Source organism: Pseudomonas amygdali (assembly GCF_002699855.1).
Classification (GTDB): Bacteria; Pseudomonadota; Gammaproteobacteria; order Pseudomonadales; family Pseudomonadaceae; genus Aquipseudomonas; species Aquipseudomonas amygdali.
The window spans coordinates 1-18,384 of record NZ_LKBW01000010.1; the positions used below are offsets into that span (position 1 = coordinate 1).

Annotated in this window: 17 protein-coding genes and 4 pseudogenes; 9 read left to right on the forward strand and 12 right to left on the reverse strand. The window is 57.3% G+C overall.

Features of this window, described 5'->3' with window-relative positions:
- Window positions 1-95, forward strand: a pseudogene (locus AO277_RS01550) (IS5/IS1182 family transposase); the annotation flags it as partial.
- Between the two features lie 47 nt (window positions 96-142).
- Here the strand turns inward: AO277_RS01550 and AO277_RS01555 are convergent.
- Window positions 143-673, reverse strand: a pseudogene (locus AO277_RS01555) (effector protein Tle3 domain-containing protein); the annotation flags it as partial.
- A gap of 8 nt (window positions 674-681) precedes the next feature.
- On the opposite strand from AO277_RS01555, the gene AO277_RS01560 reads away from it, so the two are divergent.
- The gene (locus AO277_RS01560) at window positions 682-993 is read left to right on the forward strand and encodes a putative quinol monooxygenase (RefSeq protein WP_044319409.1); all 312 of its coding nucleotides are present in this window, start codon (window positions 682-684) and stop codon (window positions 991-993) included.
- A 248-nt stretch (window positions 994-1,241) separates the two neighbouring features.
- Here the strand turns inward: AO277_RS01560 and fdxA are convergent, their stop codons facing one another.
- Together fdxA and mutS are read right to left on the reverse strand one after the other, a co-directional pair.
- Window positions 1,242-1,565, reverse strand: a complete 324-nt coding sequence (gene fdxA, locus AO277_RS01565; RefSeq protein WP_002554692.1) for a ferredoxin FdxA — start codon at window positions 1,563-1,565, stop codon at window positions 1,242-1,244.
- Between the two features lie 259 nt (window positions 1,566-1,824).
- A complete protein-coding gene (gene mutS / locus AO277_RS01570; RefSeq protein WP_161795806.1) occupies window positions 1,825-4,392 on the reverse strand; it encodes a DNA mismatch repair protein MutS in 2,568 nt (855 codons plus the stop codon).
- Between the two features lie 485 nt (window positions 4,393-4,877).
- Between mutS and AO277_RS01575 the strand changes: the two genes are divergently transcribed.
- From AO277_RS01575 to recX, 3 genes are all read left to right on the forward strand, one after another.
- On the forward strand, window positions 4,878-5,378 hold the full coding sequence (locus AO277_RS01575; protein ID WP_080899304.1) for a CinA family protein: 501 nt from the start codon (window positions 4,878-4,880) through the stop codon (window positions 5,376-5,378).
- A 93-nt stretch (window positions 5,379-5,471) separates the two neighbouring features.
- Window positions 5,472-6,536 (forward strand): recombinase RecA, encoded by a 1,065-nt coding sequence (gene recA / locus AO277_RS01580; protein ID WP_004657925.1) that lies wholly within the window; start codon window positions 5,472-5,474, stop codon window positions 6,534-6,536.
- A gap of 5 nt (window positions 6,537-6,541) precedes the next feature.
- A complete protein-coding gene (gene recX, locus AO277_RS01585) occupies window positions 6,542-7,009 on the forward strand; it encodes a recombination regulator RecX (protein ID WP_005743450.1) in 468 nt (155 codons plus the stop codon).
- A gap of 4 nt (window positions 7,010-7,013) precedes the next feature.
- Here the strand turns inward: recX and AO277_RS01590 are convergent.
- Together AO277_RS01590 and AO277_RS01595 are read right to left on the reverse strand one after the other, a co-directional pair.
- Window positions 7,014-8,135, reverse strand: a pseudogene (locus AO277_RS01590) (LOG family protein).
- Between the two features lie 193 nt (window positions 8,136-8,328).
- Window positions 8,329-8,745 (reverse strand): quorum-sensing-regulated virulence factor family protein, encoded by a 417-nt coding sequence (locus AO277_RS01595; protein ID WP_002554685.1) that lies wholly within the window; start codon window positions 8,743-8,745, stop codon window positions 8,329-8,331.
- A 278-nt stretch (window positions 8,746-9,023) separates the two neighbouring features.
- On the opposite strand from AO277_RS01595, the gene AO277_RS01600 reads away from it, so the two are divergent.
- The 3 genes from AO277_RS01600 (at window position 9,024) to AO277_RS01615 (ending at window position 11,076) form a co-directional block, all read left to right on the forward strand.
- A complete protein-coding gene (locus AO277_RS01600; RefSeq protein WP_002554684.1) occupies window positions 9,024-9,734 on the forward strand; it encodes a tRNA-uridine aminocarboxypropyltransferase in 711 nt (236 codons plus the stop codon).
- 245 nt (window positions 9,735-9,979) lie between these two features.
- Window positions 9,980-10,627, forward strand: coding sequence for a response regulator transcription factor ErdR (erdR, locus tag AO277_RS01610; RefSeq protein ID WP_002554683.1), 648 nt, complete (start codon window positions 9,980-9,982; stop codon window positions 10,625-10,627).
- Window positions 10,628-10,710: 83 nt separating this feature from the next.
- The gene (locus AO277_RS01615; protein ID WP_044319406.1) at window positions 10,711-11,076 is read left to right on the forward strand and encodes a diacylglycerol kinase; all 366 of its coding nucleotides are present in this window, start codon (window positions 10,711-10,713) and stop codon (window positions 11,074-11,076) included.
- Between the two features lie 7 nt (window positions 11,077-11,083).
- On the opposite strand, the gene AO277_RS01620 is transcribed toward AO277_RS01615, so the two are convergent.
- Window positions 11,084-12,010, reverse strand: coding sequence for a LysR family transcriptional regulator (locus AO277_RS01620; RefSeq protein ID WP_002554681.1), 927 nt, complete (start codon window positions 12,008-12,010; stop codon window positions 11,084-11,086).
- Between the two features lie 123 nt (window positions 12,011-12,133).
- Here AO277_RS01620 and fpr point away from each other — a divergent pair, with 123 nt between their 5' ends.
- Window positions 12,134-12,913 carry a ferredoxin-NADP reductase gene (gene fpr / locus AO277_RS01625; protein WP_002554680.1) on the forward strand — a complete coding sequence of 260 codons (780 nt, stop codon included), beginning with the start codon at window positions 12,134-12,136 and terminating at the stop codon, window positions 12,911-12,913.
- 95 nt (window positions 12,914-13,008) lie between these two features.
- On the opposite strand, the gene tsaA is transcribed toward fpr, so the two are convergent.
- The 6 genes and pseudogenes from tsaA to AO277_RS01660 all read right to left on the reverse strand — a co-directional run.
- Window positions 13,009-13,677: a tRNA (N6-threonylcarbamoyladenosine(37)-N6)-methyltransferase TrmO gene (gene tsaA / locus AO277_RS01630; RefSeq protein WP_161795805.1), complete on the reverse strand. Its 669-nt coding sequence runs from the start codon at window positions 13,675-13,677 to the stop codon at window positions 13,009-13,011.
- A gap of 13 nt (window positions 13,678-13,690) precedes the next feature.
- Window positions 13,691-14,152 carry a YehS family protein gene (locus tag AO277_RS01635; RefSeq protein ID WP_002554678.1) on the reverse strand — a complete coding sequence of 154 codons (462 nt, stop codon included), beginning with the start codon at window positions 14,150-14,152 and terminating at the stop codon, window positions 13,691-13,693.
- A gap of 79 nt (window positions 14,153-14,231) precedes the next feature.
- Window positions 14,232-14,942 carry an rRNA pseudouridine synthase gene (locus tag AO277_RS01640; RefSeq protein ID WP_002554677.1) on the reverse strand — a complete coding sequence of 237 codons (711 nt, stop codon included), beginning with the start codon at window positions 14,940-14,942 and terminating at the stop codon, window positions 14,232-14,234.
- 92 nt (window positions 14,943-15,034) lie between these two features.
- Entirely contained in the window at window positions 15,035-15,475 is a 441-nt protein-coding gene (locus tag AO277_RS01645; protein ID WP_002554676.1) for a GNAT family N-acetyltransferase, read from the reverse strand.
- Between the two features lie 102 nt (window positions 15,476-15,577).
- Window positions 15,578-16,921 (reverse strand): 30S ribosomal protein S12 methylthiotransferase RimO, encoded by a 1,344-nt coding sequence (rimO, locus tag AO277_RS01650; protein ID WP_044319405.1) that lies wholly within the window; start codon window positions 16,919-16,921, stop codon window positions 15,578-15,580.
- Window positions 16,922-17,316: 395 nt separating this feature from the next.
- Window positions 17,317-18,326 (reverse strand): annotated as a pseudogene (locus AO277_RS01660) (catalase family protein); the annotation flags it as partial.
- Window positions 18,327-18,384 lie beyond the last annotated feature (58 nt).

An 18,384-nucleotide genomic window follows, 5' to 3' on the forward strand; every position in this document is an offset into this window, starting at 1 on the left:
CTCGCTACGACAAGCTGGCCAAGAGCTACGCAGCCATGGTCACGCTGGCTTGTAGCCTACGTTGTATGCGGCAATACTTTTCGTACAAAACCTAGATAAGGCTTCAAGCTTGGTCGGATTAGACTTGTCGATTGGCGGCCTTTCATTCGACAGCTCCCGCATTTAAAGCAGGGCCGACCAAAGGTGGGGGTGTGAGAGGCACTAAACTTGAGGGCGGAAATTTACCTTTTACATAATAATCATTGCTAGCCTTTACCAGGGCCTGTGCTTTATTGCTCAATCGCACCCAGCCAGGTAACTTTTCAATATGCTCGAATACTTTTTTGTCAATTTTCCAATCTGCAATCGCAATCAAAACATCACGCATTGCCGGATCATCCAAGCATTTAGCCTGGCCGATGGCGATGTCCATTGCCGTCACCCAGCGATGGTTTTCCGGGCTGCGTAGTAAGCCTGAGTGATAGGAGTTTTCGCTCCAGGCATCAGGGTTTTTCTCCATACGTTCGCGTGCTTCTCTGGGTGTTTCCTCTCTTTCATGATGAGAGCTACTATTTGTCGTGGATTTTATTTTTCGTAATGCGCGAGTATGGTTTTCCGGGTCGTTGGACAATGCGTTAAAAGCGTTTTGTGCCTCTTGTTGTGACATGTTCGGAGAATCGTACTCGGACGGCAGGACACGACATGCTTTATATGGTTTTCAGCGGCACTATCAAAGACGGCAAAACCGAAGAGTTTTACCGCGACATCGCAGCCGTATCGCAAAAACTCACCTTTCAGCATGATAAGGCAGTGGTCTACCAATGGCATCGGGACGAAGAGAATGCAAATCGCTTTTTCCTGAATGAGCAATGGGAAAGCGTCGAAGATCTGCATGCCCATTTCGAGACTCTCTACAAAGCCTTCGGCCCGGCTAAGCCGACTGAACGTTTGCCGTCCAAAATCCTCGACTACCTTGACGAGGCCAGAGTAAATTTCTATCAGACAGTTGGCTGATAGAAATTCGCTCCCTTGGGCACAGTGCCCAAGGGAGCTGTTGCTGGTCTATGTCAATCTCATCATTGCGGGTTTTGAGAAGTAGGCTTTCAGATAAACGGATGTGACAATCACCTGTCAAAAAAGACAGCTCGTAGTTGACAGGCGCATGTCTTAAGCTTGGATGGGCATCCTCCTAATCACGCAACATGTGTTCAGCGGACGCATACAAAAAAGGCCCTATCGAGGGCCTTTTGTCTGTCTGGAATCTAGCGTTCCAGATCAGCGATCTTGCCGGTTTTGCCATCCCACTCTGCCGCATCCGGCATCGCATCTTTCTTTTCGGTGATGTTGGGCCAGACCTCGGCAAGCTCAGCGTTGAGCTCGATGAAGTTTTCCATGCCAGCAGGAATCTCGTCTTCCGAGTAAATGGCCACGGCAGGGCACTCAGGCTCGCAGAGCGCGCAGTCGATGCACTCGTCCGGGTGGATCACCAGGAAATTCGGGCCTTCGTAAAAGCAGTCCACCGGACAGACTTCTACGCAGTCGGTGTACTTGCACTTGATGCAGTTGTCGGTGACGACGAAGGTCATTTCTAATTTTCTCCTCAGGCGGCTGCGGCAGAGCCCTTCCAGACAGGGGTGCCAGGTTCGGGAGGTTTCCCGGCCCTATGAAAACACGTGCTTTTGGTGGGTGGCCTTGAAGCGGTAAGACTGCGTCGTCTGCTACCTGTCCCTGCCACCTACCGATGGTTCGCTGCATTTTCACGCGGCTCGAAAAACGCCTCGACCAGGCTAAAAGCCGAGAGCGTCCCAAACCGCGCGGGATTCTAACAGTATGTAACGCTTCGCGTCACAGGCGAGTTTGCAATGTGTATAGCAAATCCAGCGCCTGCCGCGGGGTCATATCGTCGACTTTGATCTTGGACAGTTCGTCGAGCACCGGATGAGGCAGGCTTGCAAACATATCGCTCTGCTGCGGGACCGCGGGTTTGCCGGGCTTGGCTTTAGGCTGTTCGTGCGGCAGGCTGGTGGTTTCCAGGCGCTGCAGATGCTCTTTGGCGCGCGTGATGACCTTGCCCGGAACGCCCGCAAGCTGGGCCACGGCCAGGCCATAGCTCTGGCTGGCTGGTCCTGGCAGTACGCGGTGCAGGAAGACGATCCGCTCGTTATGCTCGGTAGCATTCAGGTGCACGTTGGTCACCAGCGGTTCGCTTTCCGGCAGCACTGTCAGCTCGAAATAGTGCGTCGCGAACAGTGTATAAGCACGCAGTTGCGCCAGACATTCCGCCGCTGCCCAAGCCAGAGAAAGGCCGTCGAAGGTGCTGGTGCCACGTCCGACTTCGTCCATCAGCACTAGGCTTTTGTCAGTGGCATTGTGCAGGATGTTTGCCGTTTCGCTCATTTCGACCATGAACGTCGAGCGTCCACCGGCCAGGTCGTCGCTGGAGCCGATACGGGTGAAGATCCGGTCGACCAACGACAGTTCGCAGCTGGCAGCGGGCACGAAACTGCCGATATGCGCCAGCAGTACAATCAGCGCCGTCTGACGCATATAGGTCGATTTACCGCCCATGTTCGGGCCGGTAATGACCAGCATGCGCGTGCTGTCGTCCAGCGCCAGGTCGTTGGCGACAAACGGGGTACTCAGTACCTGCTCTACGACCGGGTGGCGGCCCTGCTCGATGCGCATGCAGGGTTCGGCAACGAACCGTGGGCAGTTGAGGTCCAGATTCAGCGCGCGCTCCGCAAGGTTGCTCAGCACGTCCAGCTCAGCCAGCGCCGCTGCCGTGTCCTGCAGCGGCGCTAGATGGCCGATCAGGTCTTCAAGCAGCGCTTCGTAGAGCATCTTTTCACGTGCCAGTGCGCGGCTTTTGGCCGACAACGCCTTGTCTTCGAATTCCTTGAGCTCGGGCGTGATAAAGCGCTCGGCCCCCTTGAGGGTCTGGCGGCGTATGTAATCAGCCGGGGCCTGCTCGGCCTGTTTGCTCGGCAACTCGATGAAGTAGCCGTGCACGCGGTTGTAACCGACTTTCAGGTTGGCAAGACCGGTACGGGCCTTTTCGCGGGCTTCCAGATCGATCAGGAACTGACCGGCGTTTTCACTCAGCGATTGCAGATCATCCAGCTCAGCGTCGTAACCAGTCTTCAGAACACCGCCGTCGCGTATCACGGCAGGCGGATTGTCGATGATCGCGCGCTGCAGCAGATCAGCGAGTTCCGGATAGATGCTGGCGGTCTGCGCAAGTTGTTGCAGGTGCGGTGCTTCAAGATCGGTCATCGCCTGTTGCAGTTCGGGCAGAGCGCTCAGGGCATCGCGCAGACGCGCAAGGTCTCGTGGTCGCGCATTACGCAGGCCGATACGCGCCAGAATCCGCTCGATGTCGCCGATTTCCTTGAGCTGAGGCTGCAGGTTCTCGAAGCGGTAGCGCTCCAGAAAGCAGGTAATGGACGTCTGGCGTGCCTGAAGAATCGTCAGGTCGCGCAACGGCCGGTTCAGCCAGCGGGTCAGCAGCCGCGTTCCCATCGCCGTCTGGCAGCGGTCCATGACCGATTGCAGCGTATTGTCGCGGCCACCGGACAGGTTGGTGTCCAGCTCCAGGTTACGCCGACTGGCTGCGTCGAGGATTACCGTATCGTCGAGGCGTTCGTGGCGCAGGCTGCGCAAGTGGGGCAGGGCGGTACGCTGGGTTTCCTTGGCGTAGCTGAGCAGGCAGCCCGCAGCACCGATGGCGAGTGTCAGGTTTTCGCAACCAAAACCCTTCAGGTCCTGGGTTGAAAACTGCTGACACAGACTTTTATGGGCTGAGTCGCGCTCGAAATCCCACGGCGCACGACGTCGCGCACCACGGCGTTTTTCGGCAGGCAGACCTTGCGGCCAGTCGTCCGGAATCAACAGCTCGACCGGGTTGATGCGTTCAAGCTCGGCCAGCAGATTCTCCCAGCCCTTGATCTCCAGCACACTGAAGTTGCCGCTGGTAATGTCCAGCACGGCAAGGCCGAACAGGCGTTCGTCACCCAGTACGGCGGCAATCAGGTTATCCCTGCGCTCATCGAGCAACGCCTCGTCGCTGATGGTTCCGGGCGTAATGATGCGGACCACCTGACGATCCACCGGGCCCTTGCTGGTGGCCGGGTCGCCGATCTGCTCACAGATCACGACCGATTCGCCCAGCTTAACCAGTTTGGCCAGATAGCCTTCGGCGGCGTGATAAGGAATCCCGCACATGGGGATGCTCTGGCCTGCCGACTGACCGCGCGCGGTCAGGGTGATGTCCAGCAACTTGGCGGCTTTCTTCGCATCTTCATAGAAGATCTCGTAGAAATCGCCCATGCGGTAAAACATCAGTTGATCCAGGTGCTGGTTTTTGAGTTTCCAGTACTGCTGCATCATCGGAGTATGTGAGGAAAGGTCGGAAATTGCTTTATTCATCAGTGGCTTAGGCAAGTTCTTGAGAGGAGTGAGGCAACCTTGAGGCATGACGGGTGGTCCCTCCTTGAATCGAGGGGCGTCTGCCGGGTATGTGCGATGGTCGCAAGGTTATCACGCTCAATCATGCGGTGCAGTTAGAGCGTACCTTCCGCTTATTGGTGACCGGGCGTTTCCTGACAGCCATCAACCTCGATTTGGCGTATAGACTTTCATCGCTGCTACTCTATAACCGGGCGGCACGCGATAAAAAAGGACTTTTATATGAAAAACAAACGAGCAAGGGATTCCGTCAACGGTCGCTTCATCCCGCTGGAAGAAGCCAGAAAAAGGCCGAGAGAAACGACGGTCGAAACGGTCAAAAAGCCGGAACGCAGGAAAGATGCGCGATAAACCGGCAATGGCAGACCCGCTTCAAGGTGGCTGCCTTGTCTCAGGAATCACTTTTACAGGCTTCCAGCATGAACGAGGACACCGTGGACGAGATAACCGGGCTGGCCAATACGCTTGGCAGGCTTCTCGGCGCAATGAACGCTCAAGTGACCACCGCCGAATCCTGCACGGGAGGCGGAATCGCCGAAGCGATCACACGCATCGCTGGCAGCTCGGCGTGGTTCGAAGCGGGTTATGTGACTTATTCAAATGCCCAGAAGACCCGGCAATTTGGCGTGCCCGAGGCACTGTTCGTAGAGGCCGGGGCGGTCAGCCAGCCTGTTGTCGAAGCCATGGTGCGAGGTGCGCAGCGTGAAAGCGGCGCGCGATTCGCCGTCGCAGTCAGCGGTGTTGCAGGGCCTGGCGGTGGTTCGCCGGATAAACCGGTCGGTACCGTATGGCTGTGTTGGGGCAAGGATGATGCGCTTGTCGCACAGCGTCGCCAGTTCGATGGCGACCGGGATCAGGTCCGTCGACAGACGGTCGAAGCCGCGCTGCAAGGGCTTATACAGCTTGCGCGTGGAGAAATGCCAAAACAGGGGTAGGCGCGCGCTCATCGCTGTGGAATAATACTGTCTACTTATACAGGTGTTGTGGCCATCAAGGCCCTAATTGAATTTGATTACGTGAGGACTTCAATGGACGACAACAAGAAGAAAGCCTTGGCTGCGGCCTTGGGTCAGATCGAGCGTCAGTTCGGTAAAGGTGCCGTGATGCGCATGGGCGACCATGATCGCCAGGCTATTCCTGCCATCTCCACCGGTTCGCTGGGTCTGGATATCGCACTGGGCATCGGCGGTCTGCCGAAAGGCCGGATCGTGGAAATCTACGGTCCAGAGTCTTCCGGTAAAACCACGCTGACGTTGTCGGTCATCGCGCAAGCCCAGAAAATGGGTGCTACCTGTGCGTTTGTCGACGCCGAGCACGCGCTTGATCCGGAATACGCCGGCAAACTGGGCGTCAATGTCGACGACCTGCTGGTTTCGCAGCCGGACACCGGTGAGCAGGCGCTTGAAATCACCGACATGCTGGTACGTTCCAACGCCATCGACGTCATCGTTGTCGACTCCGTTGCTGCGCTGGTGCCTAAGGCAGAGATCGAAGGCGAAATGGGTGATATGCACGTGGGTCTGCAGGCACGTCTGATGTCGCAGGCGCTGCGCAAGATCACCGGTAACATCAAGAACGCCAATTGCCTGGTGATCTTCATCAACCAGATCCGCATGAAGATCGGCGTGATGTTCGGTAGCCCGGAAACCACTACCGGTGGTAACGCCCTGAAGTTCTACGCTTCGGTACGTCTGGACATCCGCCGTACAGGCGCAGTGAAAGAAGGCGACGAGGTTGTCGGCAGCGAAACCCGCGTCAAGGTCGTGAAGAACAAGGTGGCTCCGCCATTCCGTCAGGCCGAGTTCCAGATTCTTTACGGCAAGGGTATCTACCTGAACGGTGAAATCGTCGATCTGGCCGTTCTGCATGGTTTTGTCGAGAAGTCCGGCGCCTGGTACAGCTACCAGGGCAGCAAGATCGGTCAGGGTAAAGCCAACTCGGCCAAATTCCTGGCAGACAATCCGGAAATCTGCAAAGCGCTCGAGAAGCAGATTCGCGACAAGTTGCTCACCCCTGGCGTCGACACCAAAGCTGTCGGTTCCCGCGAAGCTGCCGTTGCTGATGATATGGCCGAAGCAGACGCTGATATCTGATAGTCATGCCTGTCGTACTTGATACACCTGTCGCCGTAAGGCGCACTGCAATGGACCTGCTCGCACGTCGCGAGCACGGTCGGGTCGAGCTGACGCGTAAACTGCGTCAGCGCGGCGCTCCCCCTGAGCTTATCGATGCAGCACTCGACCGTCTGGTCGAGGAAGGCCTGCTCTCTGAATCCCGTTACCTTGAAAGCTTCGTTTCTTACCGGGCACGTTCGGGCTACGGTCCTGTTCGTATTCGAGAAGAGCTGAATCAGCGTGGCTTGCAACGTGCCGACATTGAGCAGGCGCTCAGGGAATGTGGTGTGGATTGGCAGGAGAAGCTTCACGAGCTCTGGCAGCGCAAGTTTGCCGGTGCTTTGCCTGTTGATGCTCGTGAGCGAGCCAGGCAGGGAAGGTTTCTGAGTTATCGCGGCTATCCGCTGGATATGATCGGCCGCTTGTTAAGCGGCCGTGGCGGGGATGACTGAGGTATCAGAGCGTTTTCTGTGGCGCTTGATCCTGCGCGCCATCTCTTGTCGCTGAGGCGTCTTTCCAGTTTTCCTGTTGATTGATGTAGTCCACCAGTTCACGAAGCCTGCCCTGATTGCGTCCTGTGAAGGTAAACGCAAGTCGTGTCAGGTGACTGAATTGAACTTCATCGTGCTCCTCGCCCTGATAGCTGTGCTGATGAAAGTTTTCATTGATACACAGATCGGCGAAAGCTTCCTGCATGTGCTCCAGAGCCTTCGCGCTGAGCGCGTAGCGCATGCGGATCACAAACTTGTTCTTCAGCCAGCGGCTGGAGTGGAAGTTGCCATAAAACTGGTTGATCTCTTCCACGGCGTCATCGGCGCTGTAGACCAGTCTCATCAGTTTCATATCGGCTGGCAGAATGTAGTGGTTGTCCTGCAACTGGTTTTTGATGAAGTCCAGTGCACCTTGCCAGAAGCTGCCGCCAGGGGTGTCCAGTAACACGACGGGCACCAGAGGGCTTTTGCCGGTCTGTATCAATGTAAGCACTTCCAGCGCTTCGTCCAGGGTTCCAAACCCGCCTGGACACAGCACCAGTGCGTCGGCTTCCTTGACGAAGAACAGCTTGCGTGTGAAGAAGAAGTGGAAAGGCAGCAGGTTTTACGTGCCCTCCACCGTAGGGTTGGCGTGCTGCTCGAAGGGCAGGGTAATGTTGAACCCCAGGCTGTGTTTCAGACCTGCACCTGCGTGGGCTGCCGCCATGATGCCGCCACCTGCGCCGGTGATGACCATCATGTCCGAGCGGGCAAGCTTTTCGCCCAGCTCTCTGGCCTGTGCGTAAAGGGGGTGCTCTTGAGGGGTGCGAGCAGAGCCGAATACGGTGACTTTGCGGCGGCCCTTGAAGCGCTCGAGCACCCGAAAGGCTTTGTTCAGTTCGCGCAGGGTTTGCAGCGTTATCTTGACGTCCCAGCGATTGCGGTCGTCCTGGGCCATGCGTAGCACCGTGAGCATCATGTCGCGATACAGCGGCAGGTTTCTGGTACCAGGAGCAACCTCGTTGATGTGCTCTTCAATTTTGCTGGTCAGGTCGAGCCCGTTGCTTTGAAAGTGTCGGGATAGAAGATCGTCAGGTACATACGGCATTCGGGGTTTATCCTCCTGCAGAATCAATGGCCCGGTGGGGCGTGTTGAATCGATGATGTCCAGGTTTGCAGAGAAAGGCTACCCATTCCCTGTTCATTGCCAGGGCGGATTCATTGCAGGATGTCTTGAGCGTTGCTGAACTGACGCGCCTGAGGGACAGGCGCGCGGGGAGGGTGCCAGGTGCCGAGGGTACTTACTTTTTCGGCTTTACAGTGCAATCCGACGCCTGAAAGGTCTGGGTCGCAACCGGGCGGTTGGTCTTGTACTCGGTGAACTGATACTTGAGGACGGCCCCCTTGGTCATCAACTGGCGGAAACCGTTGTTGTGGCAAACGCTGTTGCCCAACTGGTTGCGCATCACGTCCGGGTTGGCGCGCATTTGCTGGGCCTGACCTTCGCGTACGCTCAAGTGGTTGATCAATTCGTTGCCACTGACGGTATAGCCCTGATCGAGGATGTCTTCGTTGATCGCTCTTGGCGTGCCGACACTGCTTTCCTTAGCCACTTTTTCCAGCATCTTGCTGAGTTCGAACTCCTGTTTCGACGCCGCTTGGGCGCATAGCGGAGCAACGAGCAAAAGCGTAAGGGTGGGTACGATAAGGCGCAGCATAAACTCTCCTGATTAAGTGGCTGGCCGTTGGACCAGCGACTTCAAAGTGCGTTCCGGGCAGCCCGCCGATAACGCGGGTTGCAATGGCGCAGCAGTATAGAGCAGGAGTCTTCATCGGGCCTAGGGGCTGTACCCGTTTCAACACGGTCTCTCTGAAGCGGGAACAGATCGAGGACCGAAAGCGGGTTGAAGTGCCGGGGCTCTGATAAACTGCGCGCACTTTAATCCTGCCGAGTCTTTGTGGTGTCGATGTATTCCCCCCGCAGGCGTGTCCTGTAATGAGTCATGCCGTTTCCCGTCTGCGCGACGAGCGTCTGGCCCGCAGTACCAAGCCCTTTATTGCTCGCGGTTCGCGCGCGCCGCGCTGTCCGGATTGCCGGGTTATCTCCAGTTATTGCCTGTGCGCGTGGCGACCTGCCGTGACTGCCGAGTCAGGCATGTGCCTGCTGATGTACGACACCGAGCCTTTGAAGCCGACCAACACCGGCTGGCTGATCGCCGATGTCATCAAGGACACCCACGCCTTCGGCTGGTCGCGAATAGATGTCGACGAGCAATTGCTCGCCTTGCTGGACGATCCGCAGTGGCAGCCCTACATCGTCTTTCCTGGTGAATTCGTTGCCGAGGAGCGTGTGGTCAATAAGGTGTCGCGCATGGATGGCAAGCGTCCGCTGTTCATTCTGCTGGATGCCACCTGGACCGAAGCGCGCAAGATGTTCCGCAAAAGCCCGTATCTGGAAAGGTTTCCGGTGTTGACGCTGGAGCCCGAGCAGATCTCGCGTTACCGTTTGCGCCGATCAAGGCGAGACGATCACTTCTGTACTGCCGAAGTCGCCGCGCTTTGTCTGGAGCTGGCCGGGGATACCTGCGCCAGTGGTGTACTGGATGCTTATCTGGATGTGTTCAGCGCTCATTATCTGGGTGCCAAGTACCTCAAGCCGATAGACCCTGACGACGCGGCCCACACTCATTTGAAGGCTTTTATTTGAAGGCTTTCTATCACGCAGTGTTGCGGATCTGCCCTGTATGGGCTAATTGCCATCCATGTTCTCGGGCAATGACGCTTCGCGCTTGACCGTCATGGTCTTGCTGGGCATGCTTGGCGCCGCCTGGAAGCCGATTCATCTTGTCTGGTGTGGCACCGACGCTCTTTTCGGGTTGTCGCGATGCGCATTCGCCAGTCTTGCTGGGTGGCCGATTCTGTCGGCCCTCACTATAAAAACAGGATCACTACATGACCTACGACATCCTGATCGCTGATGATCATCCCCTGTTTCGCAGTGCGCTGCATCAGGCGCTGAGCATTGGCCTGGGGCCTGAAGCGCGGCTCGTCGAGGCAGAAAGCATTGCCCAGCTTGAATCCCGTCTGGGAGAGAAGGCTGATTGGGATCTGGTTCTGCTGGACCTGAACATGCCAGGGGCTTATGGCTTCTCCGGGCTGGTCCTGTTGCGCGGCCAATATCCGCAGATACCGGTGGTGATGGTTTCGGCTCAGGAAGAGGCGTCGATAGTGGTGCGTTCCAGAGAATTTGGTGCCAGCGGGTTCATTCCTAAATCCAGCCCCCTTGAAGTCATTCAGCAGGCGGTGCGCACCGTGCTCGATGGCGACGTCTGGTGGCCGCCGCAGGTCAATGAAGTGATCAGTGTTTCGGATGAAGCGAAGGCTGCAAGCGCTGGCCTTGCCAGCCTCACGCCCCAGCAGTTTCGAGTATTGACGATGGTCTGTGAGGGGCTGCTGAACAAGCAGATTGCCTCAGAACTCAGCGTCTCCGAAGCCACTATCAAGGCGCACGTCACGGCGATTTTCCGCAAGCTTGGCGTACGCACGCGAACTCAGGCAGCGTTGTTGTTACAGCAGCTTGAGTCCATCTCGTCCAGTTAACGGTGTTCAGGTTGCGAGCATTCACGCTTTTTTGACCTTTAGTGCCTTAGCTTTCCTCATCTTTTTTACACAGCAGCCTCTCTATGTCGCCCTTCAAAGGCCAAACCGGTCTAAAACGTATCCTCAATGCCGCAGCCTATTCTCTGGACGGTCTGTCAGCTGCTTTCAAAGGCGAAGCCGCTTTCCGCCAGCTGGTACTGCTTAACGTGGTGTTGGTCCCGCTATCGTTTTTCCTGCACGTCAGCAAGGCCGAGCATGCCTTGCTGGTCGCCGTTTGCCTGCTGGCCCTGATTGTAGAATTGCTCAACTCAGCTGTAGAGGCTGCCATCGACCGAATCTCTCTGGACCTGCACCCGTTGTCCAAGAACGCCAAGGACATGGGCAGCGCTGCCCAGTTCATCGCCTTGAGCATGATCGCTCTGGTGTGGGGCATTGTGCTGCTGGGTTAGGGCTTGTTCAATACAGGCTTGGCAGCACGATCTCGTCGCTGCGCTTCACTCCGGCGGTGAACGCGCGGCACAGTTCGAGGAATTCGCGCATGGCTGACGTCTGATATTTCTGTTTGTGCCAGATGAAATAGAACTGACGTGCCAGATCCAGCTCAGGCGTGGCCAATTCCACCAGATTGCCGCGACGAAACGAGTCGCGTAGCGCCAGTCTGGAAATGCAGCCAATGCCCAGTCCGGATTCCACTGCCCGCTTGATGGCTTCGGTGTGTTCCAGCTCCAGTCGGACATTCAGCCCGTTGCGGTGGTGACGCATGGCCTGATCGAACGTCAAACGCGTGCCTGAACCTTGCTCTCGCAGTATCCAGGCTTCATGGGTCAGTTCTTCCAGCGTTACATGGGCGCGTTTGGCCAGTGGATGCTGTGGAGCACAGAACACCACAAGTTCGTCTTCGACCCAGGACTGCACTTCGATGTCCGGGTGGCTGCAATCGCCTTCGATCAAGCCCAGATCAATCTCGTAGTGGGCAACCTGTTGCACGATATGCGCGGTGTTCTGGACGTGCAGTTTGACCTGGCTTTCCGGGTGACGCTGCATGTAGCCGCCGATCAGCAGGGTCGCCAGATAATTGCCAATCGTCAGTGTGGCCCCGACTGCCAGCGAGCCAAAGCCTGATTTACCGTTCAGCAGGTCTTCGATTTCCTTTGCCTGATCCAGCAGAGCGACGGCCTGCGGCAGTAATTGCCTGCCCGTGGCATTAAGGCTTAGCCGCTTGCCGGCGCGGTCAAACAGCTGGCAGCTCGATTGGCGCTCCAGCTCGGTGATGGAGGTGCTGGCAGCCGACTGCGAAAGCGAAAGCAGCACGGCTGCTTTGGAGACGCTTTCCTGCCGGGCGACGGCAACGAACACTTGGAGCTGGCGGAGAGTAAATCGCATATCTATATAACCGATAACCTATATCTTGATAATTCATTTAACAGATATTGTGTCTGCCACTAGAATGTCGCGCAATAGCGCAGTGCTTCTGCGCGCACTATTTTTTCAGGAGTCTTCACGTACATGAGCAACATGAACCACGAGCGTGTCCTCAGCGTCCACCATTGGAACGACACCCTCTTCAGTTTCAAGTGCACCCGCGACCCTGGTTTGCGTTTCGAGAACGGTCAGTTCGTCATGATCGGTCTGCAGCAGCCAAACGGTCGTCCGCTCATGCGCGCCTACTCGATTGCCAGCCCGAACTGGGAAGAGCATCTGGAATTTTTCAGCATCAAGGTGCCGGACGGTCCCCTGACCTCGCAGTTGCAGCACCTCAAGGAAGGCGATGAAATCATCATCAGCAAAAAGCCTACGGGTACGCTGGTGCTGGACGACCTCAAGCCGGGCAAACATCTTTACCTGTTGAGCACGGGTACTGGCCTGGCGCCGTTCATGAGCGTGATTCAGGACCCTGAAACCTACGAGCGTTTCGAGAAAGTCATCCTGTGCCACGGCGTGCGTTACGTGAACGAAGTCGCCTATCGCGAATTCATCACCGAGCATCTGCCGCAGAACGAGTTCTTTGGTGAAGCGCTGCGTGACAAGCTGATCTACTATCCGACTGTCACCCGCGAGCCGTTCGAGAACGAAGGTCGCCTGACCGATCTGATGCGCAGTGGCAAACTGTTCAGCGATATCGGCTTGCCACCGATCAACCCACAGGACGACCGCGCCATGTTGTGCGGTAGCCCGAGCATGCTCGACGAGACCAGCGAAGTGCTCAACAGCTTTGGTCTGACCGTTTCGCCACGCATGCGTGAGCCCGGCGACTATCTGATCGAGCGTGCATTCGTCGAGAAGTAAGTTGGCCTTACAAAACCCGCCTCGTCCCTGAAGGGATCAGGCGGGTTTTTATTGCTCGGGATTTGTCGCTGGCATCCCTTCAGGCCAGCAGGACTTCAAGCACGCAAATCACACCGGTAGTGCCAGCGTACGTCCAGATCCCAGAATTGAGCGCCGTAGCGGCGTTCCGGCGTCGGTAGCTGATAGGCCGGGCGCGGGTCCTGCGCCAGGCATTGCTCGATCAGCTCGACCAGCGGCTCACTCAGGCGTAGTGCGTGTTCGCGAGCCTGCAGCAGGGCGGCGTCCTGCCACTGCACCGGTATCAGGGCCGGCGCAGCGCTGGCGATGTGGTTGGTCGCCTCGGCGATTGCATCGGCGTAGGGTTCGTATGGCTTGATGTCCAGCACTGGTGTGCCATCCAGCAAGTCGATGCCGGACAGCCACAGGCGACCGGCTTCGACTTTGTCCAGCCTGACCACCGACTGGCCGATGCCATTGGGGCGATGCGTCGCGCGCGTGGCAAATACCCCCATCGACTGGTTGCCGCCCAGACGCGGAGGGCGAACCTTCAGGCGCGGCTTGTCTTCCAGCGCCATATGGAACAGAAACAGCAGCCAGACATGACTGACCTCTTCCAGCCCTTGAACAGCCTCACCCTGATCGAAAGGCGCCACCAACTCCAGCACTCCACGTGCTGCCGGGGCCAGCTGTGGCTGGCGGGGGATGGCGAATTTCTCCTTGAAACAGGAGCGTACGAAGCCGACAGGGGAGACGTTGTAACTCATGGTGCCGACCGGTTCAGCCACGCACGCGCAGGGTCAGACCCTTGAGGAAATTGCGTAGCAGTTGATCGCCACAGGCGCGGTAGTTGGTGTGTCCGACCTTGCGGAACAGTGCGCTCAGCTCTGGCTTGGAAACCGGAAATTCTGCGGATTTCAGGATGGCATGCATGTCGTCTTCTTTCAGTTCGAAGGCCACGCGCAGTTTCTTCAGAACAATGTTGTTGGTAATCGGCAGATCAATCGGCTGCGGCGGACGGCTTTCGTCCTTGCCACGTTTGAAGTAAACCAGGCCATCGAGAAAATGCGCCATGATTTCATCGCTGCAATCCAGATAGCCCTCTTCTTCCTCTTTCTTCATGAAAGCGATGACATCGCTTTTGGACACTTCAAAACCGGTCAGACCGATGATTTCGACAACCTTGCTGTCGCTGATATCGAGCATGTAGCGCACGCTGCGCAGTACGTCGTTGTTCATCATGAGGCGTGTTTCCTGATAAGTCGTATGGCGGCGCATGACGGTGATCATGCGCGCGGTAATAGGTCGGGTGCCGAGGGAGTTAAAACTTTTCCTTGGTCGTCATGTAGCGCCACTGGCCTTCGGGCAGTTTGCCCATGGACACGCCGCCGATGCGGATGCGACGAATGGCGACGATCTTCAGGCCAACGGCTTCACACAACAGGGCAATGATGCCGGGCTGCGGGTTTTTCATTGCAAAGCGCAGGCGGTTCTCGTTCTGCCAACTGGCCTTTACGGCGGGCAGTTCCTTGCCTTTGTAGGTCAGGCCGTGATTCAGCCGGTTCAGGCCATGAGCAACCATTTCGCCCGAGATTTCCACCACGTATTCCTGCTCGATCTTGCTGCGGTCATCGGTGAGCTTGCGCAGGATTTTCCAGTCCTGGCTGAACACCATCAAGCCGCTGGCATTGGCTTGCAGGCTTGAAATCGCCTCAAGGCGCATGAAGTGGCCCTTGAGCGGACGCTTGCTGTAGCTGTGCTCGACCGAGAGCGTGCCCGGCGTGATCATCTGCAAAGCCTCTTCGGCGCTTGCCGAGGCAGGCTTGTGCAGGATTATCGTGACCGGTTCAGGGGAGTCGGCCTTGGCATCCGGGCTGAGCTCGATTTTCTGGGTGCTGACCTTGAAGTGCGGCTCTTCGATGACCACGCCGTCCACAGTAACCCAGCCACCCTCGATAAACAGTTCGGCCTCCCGGCGGGAGCAACCGACCAGCTCGATAAGGCGTTTGGAAAGGCGAATGGGGTCTGTCATGAAGAAAAGCCGTTTACTGATGGGAAAGGCGCCATTGTAACCGCCTCACGCTGGTTAATCGCGGCAACATTGCATTTGCGCTGTAATCGATGTCAGTTACGACGGGTCAGGCGCATTCTGAGCATCGGATAAGGCTGACCCAAACCGTCGACTTCAGAACGGCTGACAACGTCGAAACCATGCCGGAGGTAAAACCCCAGTGCCTGAGTGTTCTGCTCGTTGACGTCCAGTTCACGGATGTCGAAGTGCTCGATTGCGTGGGTCAGCAGCTGCGTGCCCAGCTTTTTCCCGCGATGGTTCGGGTCGATGAACAGAATATCCAGTCGGTTTTTGTTCACGCCCGCGAAGCCCGTGATGTTGAGCTGCTCATCCCGGGTGCAGAACAGCGTCACGCTGTCCAGATACTGTGTCAGCAACCCCTTGAGCCTGATGATGTAGGCGTCCGGTAGAAAGTCATGGGTGGCGCGCACCGAGCGCTCCCACACCTCGCTCATCTCCGGGTAATCGTTGGTGTCCGGGGTATATAACCGCATCTCGCGTTCTCCTTTCGGCCAGTCTTGCATAGACAACGGCCAGAGACGAAAAAGCCCTGCCGGTTCAAGGGCAGGGCTTTCGGTTACGGCAAGGGGCTGTGCTTACAGCATCTCGGCCCACAGGTCGTATTCGTCAGCATCGGTAACGCGGCACATGATCTTGTCGCCTGGCTGAACGGTGCTGCCCTCTTCCAGACCGATGAACACGTTGCCGTCGATTTCCGGAGCATCGAAGAAGCAGCGGCCTACGGCGCCACGATCATCGACTTCGTCGATCAGTACTTCGATTTCCTTGCCGATCTTCATTTGCAGGCGCGCAGCGCTGATTGCCTGTTGATGAGCCATGAAGCGATCCCAGCGGTCCTGCTTGACGTCATCCGGCACGATGGCCGCATCCAGCAGATTGGCAGGAGCACCTTCAACCGGCGAATACTGGAAGCAGCTGACGCGGTCCAGTTGGGCTTCGGTCAGCCAGTCCAGCATGTACTGGAAGTCTTCTTCGGTCTCACCGGGAAAGCCGACGATGAATGTCGAGCGGATAATCAGATCAGGACACTGCTCGCGCCAGTTCTTGATGCGTGCCAGTGTCTTGTCTTCAAAGGCTGGCCGCTTCATCAGCTTGAGGATTTTCGGGCTGGCGTGCTGGAACGGGATGTCCAGGTACGGCAGGATCTTGCCGGCCGCCATCAGCGGAATCAGTTCGTCGACGTGCGGGTACGGGTAAACGTAATGCAGGCGAACCCAGACGCCCATCGAACCCAGCGCCTGGCACAGCTCGGTCATGCGGGTCTTGACCGGCTGGCCGTCCCAGAACCCGGTGCGGTATTTGACGTCAACGCCATAGGCGCTGGTGTCCTGGGAAATAACCAGCAGCTCCTTCACGCCGGATTTGACCAGACGCTTGGCCTCATCCAGTACATCGCCAACCGGACGGCTGACCAGCTTGCCGCGCATCGACGGGATGATGCAGAAGCTGCAGCTATGGTTGCAGCCTTCGGAAATTTTCAGATACGCGTAGTGGCGCGGGGTCAGCTTGACGCCTTGCGGTGGCACCAGGTCGATCAGCGGATTGTGGTCCTTGCGGGGCGGCACGACATCGTGCACTGCGTTGACCACTTGTTCGTACTGCTGCGGGCCGGTCACCGACAGCACGCTGGGGTGCACATCGCGAATGACATTTGCGTCAACGCCCATGCAGCCGGTCACGATGACCTTGCCGTTTTCCTTGATTGCTTCGCCGATCACTTCCAGCGACTCGGCCTTGGCGGTGTCGATGAAGCCGCAGGTATTGACCACGACCACGTCGGCATCCTCGTAGGTCGCAACGACTTCGTAACCTTCCATGCGCAGCTGGGTCAGGATGCGTTCGGAATCAACGAGTGCCTTCGGGCAACCCAGTGAAACGAATCCGACCTTTGGGGCGGACGGCGTGGTGACGGTGGACATGGCAAACCTCGGCGTGAAGGGCACCCGAACGCGAAGCGCAGGCGCTGACTGGGCGCTTGCTGCGCCTCTGATCAAAAAGTGCGCAATTCTAGCGGTGAGCGGGCGCGATGACCAGCGTTTGGATGAGAATTGCGACGTATGTCAGGCGAGGAGAGGATTTATGCTCAAAGAGCGCTTGGCTGTTGCGCGAGCCTGCATACTTTGTGTGCGCAATTGTCAGGTTCGGGAGGGAGGCGCATTGGTTGAGACCTTCAGGATATGCAGGACGTATCTGGCTACGCTCTCGGCCGCGAGTTGAAGTCGTATTTGCCTGAAGGCTGTTCCGTTTCATCAGATGCGCACTGATGAAACGGGAGCCATCGCCATAAGGATCTAACCTCGGGCCGATTGACCTGTTAACCCCGTGGCTCGTGCATCGGGCACCCATTGTGCTGACTGCGAAAGCCCGCCGAGTGTTCGTAGGCAGGTTTGCGCACTCGCATCACTCCGCCCAGCGGACGGTGCGCCTCAAGACCATGCCATGGGCTGAATGACATGCCTTCATCGATTTCCTGAATGCTTTGCTCTGACCACGAGGATTGGCGGGGGACATCGATTCGAGCGACTGCCACGTAGGGGCTGAGGTCTTCCGGCCAGATCGCCGACGCATCCTCTACCGGCATCTTCTCCAGGTCCGTGGCCAGCTGGATACGAACCTCCCAGCTGGCATCGTTTTCGAGGAAAAACGCTTTGACTACTTCACGCAGGCCATCCGGCTTGTCTTTCAGGTCCACAGCCTTGTCGGTCAGCGCCATCAACTCTGCGGAAATGGGGACTACGCTCAGCTTGGCGTAGTAGGGCCCTTACAGAAAAGGTACGACGGTGTAGAACGTCTCGCCGAGAATATGAGTCATCGGGTGCCCGCCGAGACTTCTCAGTGTGCCACTCTCGCCCCGGCAGACTCGATAGCGGACTCGATACCGCGAAGGACTGCAGACAATGCCTTCTTCATGCCCGGCGCTTTGTCAGTTGTTTTGGCCAATAACTTCAAGGTTTTCAAAAAAGCCTTGGGGTCCCTGGCAGTAAAGGCCTTGGCGTTCTGCATGACGAAATCCTGGGTCGATGCGTCGGCGCTGCCGGGCAAGCGCGTGCCTTCGATACCCACAAGTTTGATCGCCAGCCCCCTGGGCGTTGAGACCTTGTCGTCAAGAATATCCCCCGGGTTGGTTGAGAACCGCATGAAGAGCGGGAAATTTCCAGGTTTCGCAAACGCGCCTTGAGCCAGCGGCTCGGGCAGGTCGTCATAGACCTGAATCTGCCCGCGAAGTGACCCGTGTGCCTTGGCATGCACACTGCGAATGGCGTGCCCGGTGTCTTGCAGAGTGGTTTCAAGAATGGAATGCATGGCTTCCACCAGCTCTTTGGTATGCCCCCCGAAGGTTGGACAATTATCCACTTACGCTGCCTTGGCGGCCTGCATCCTG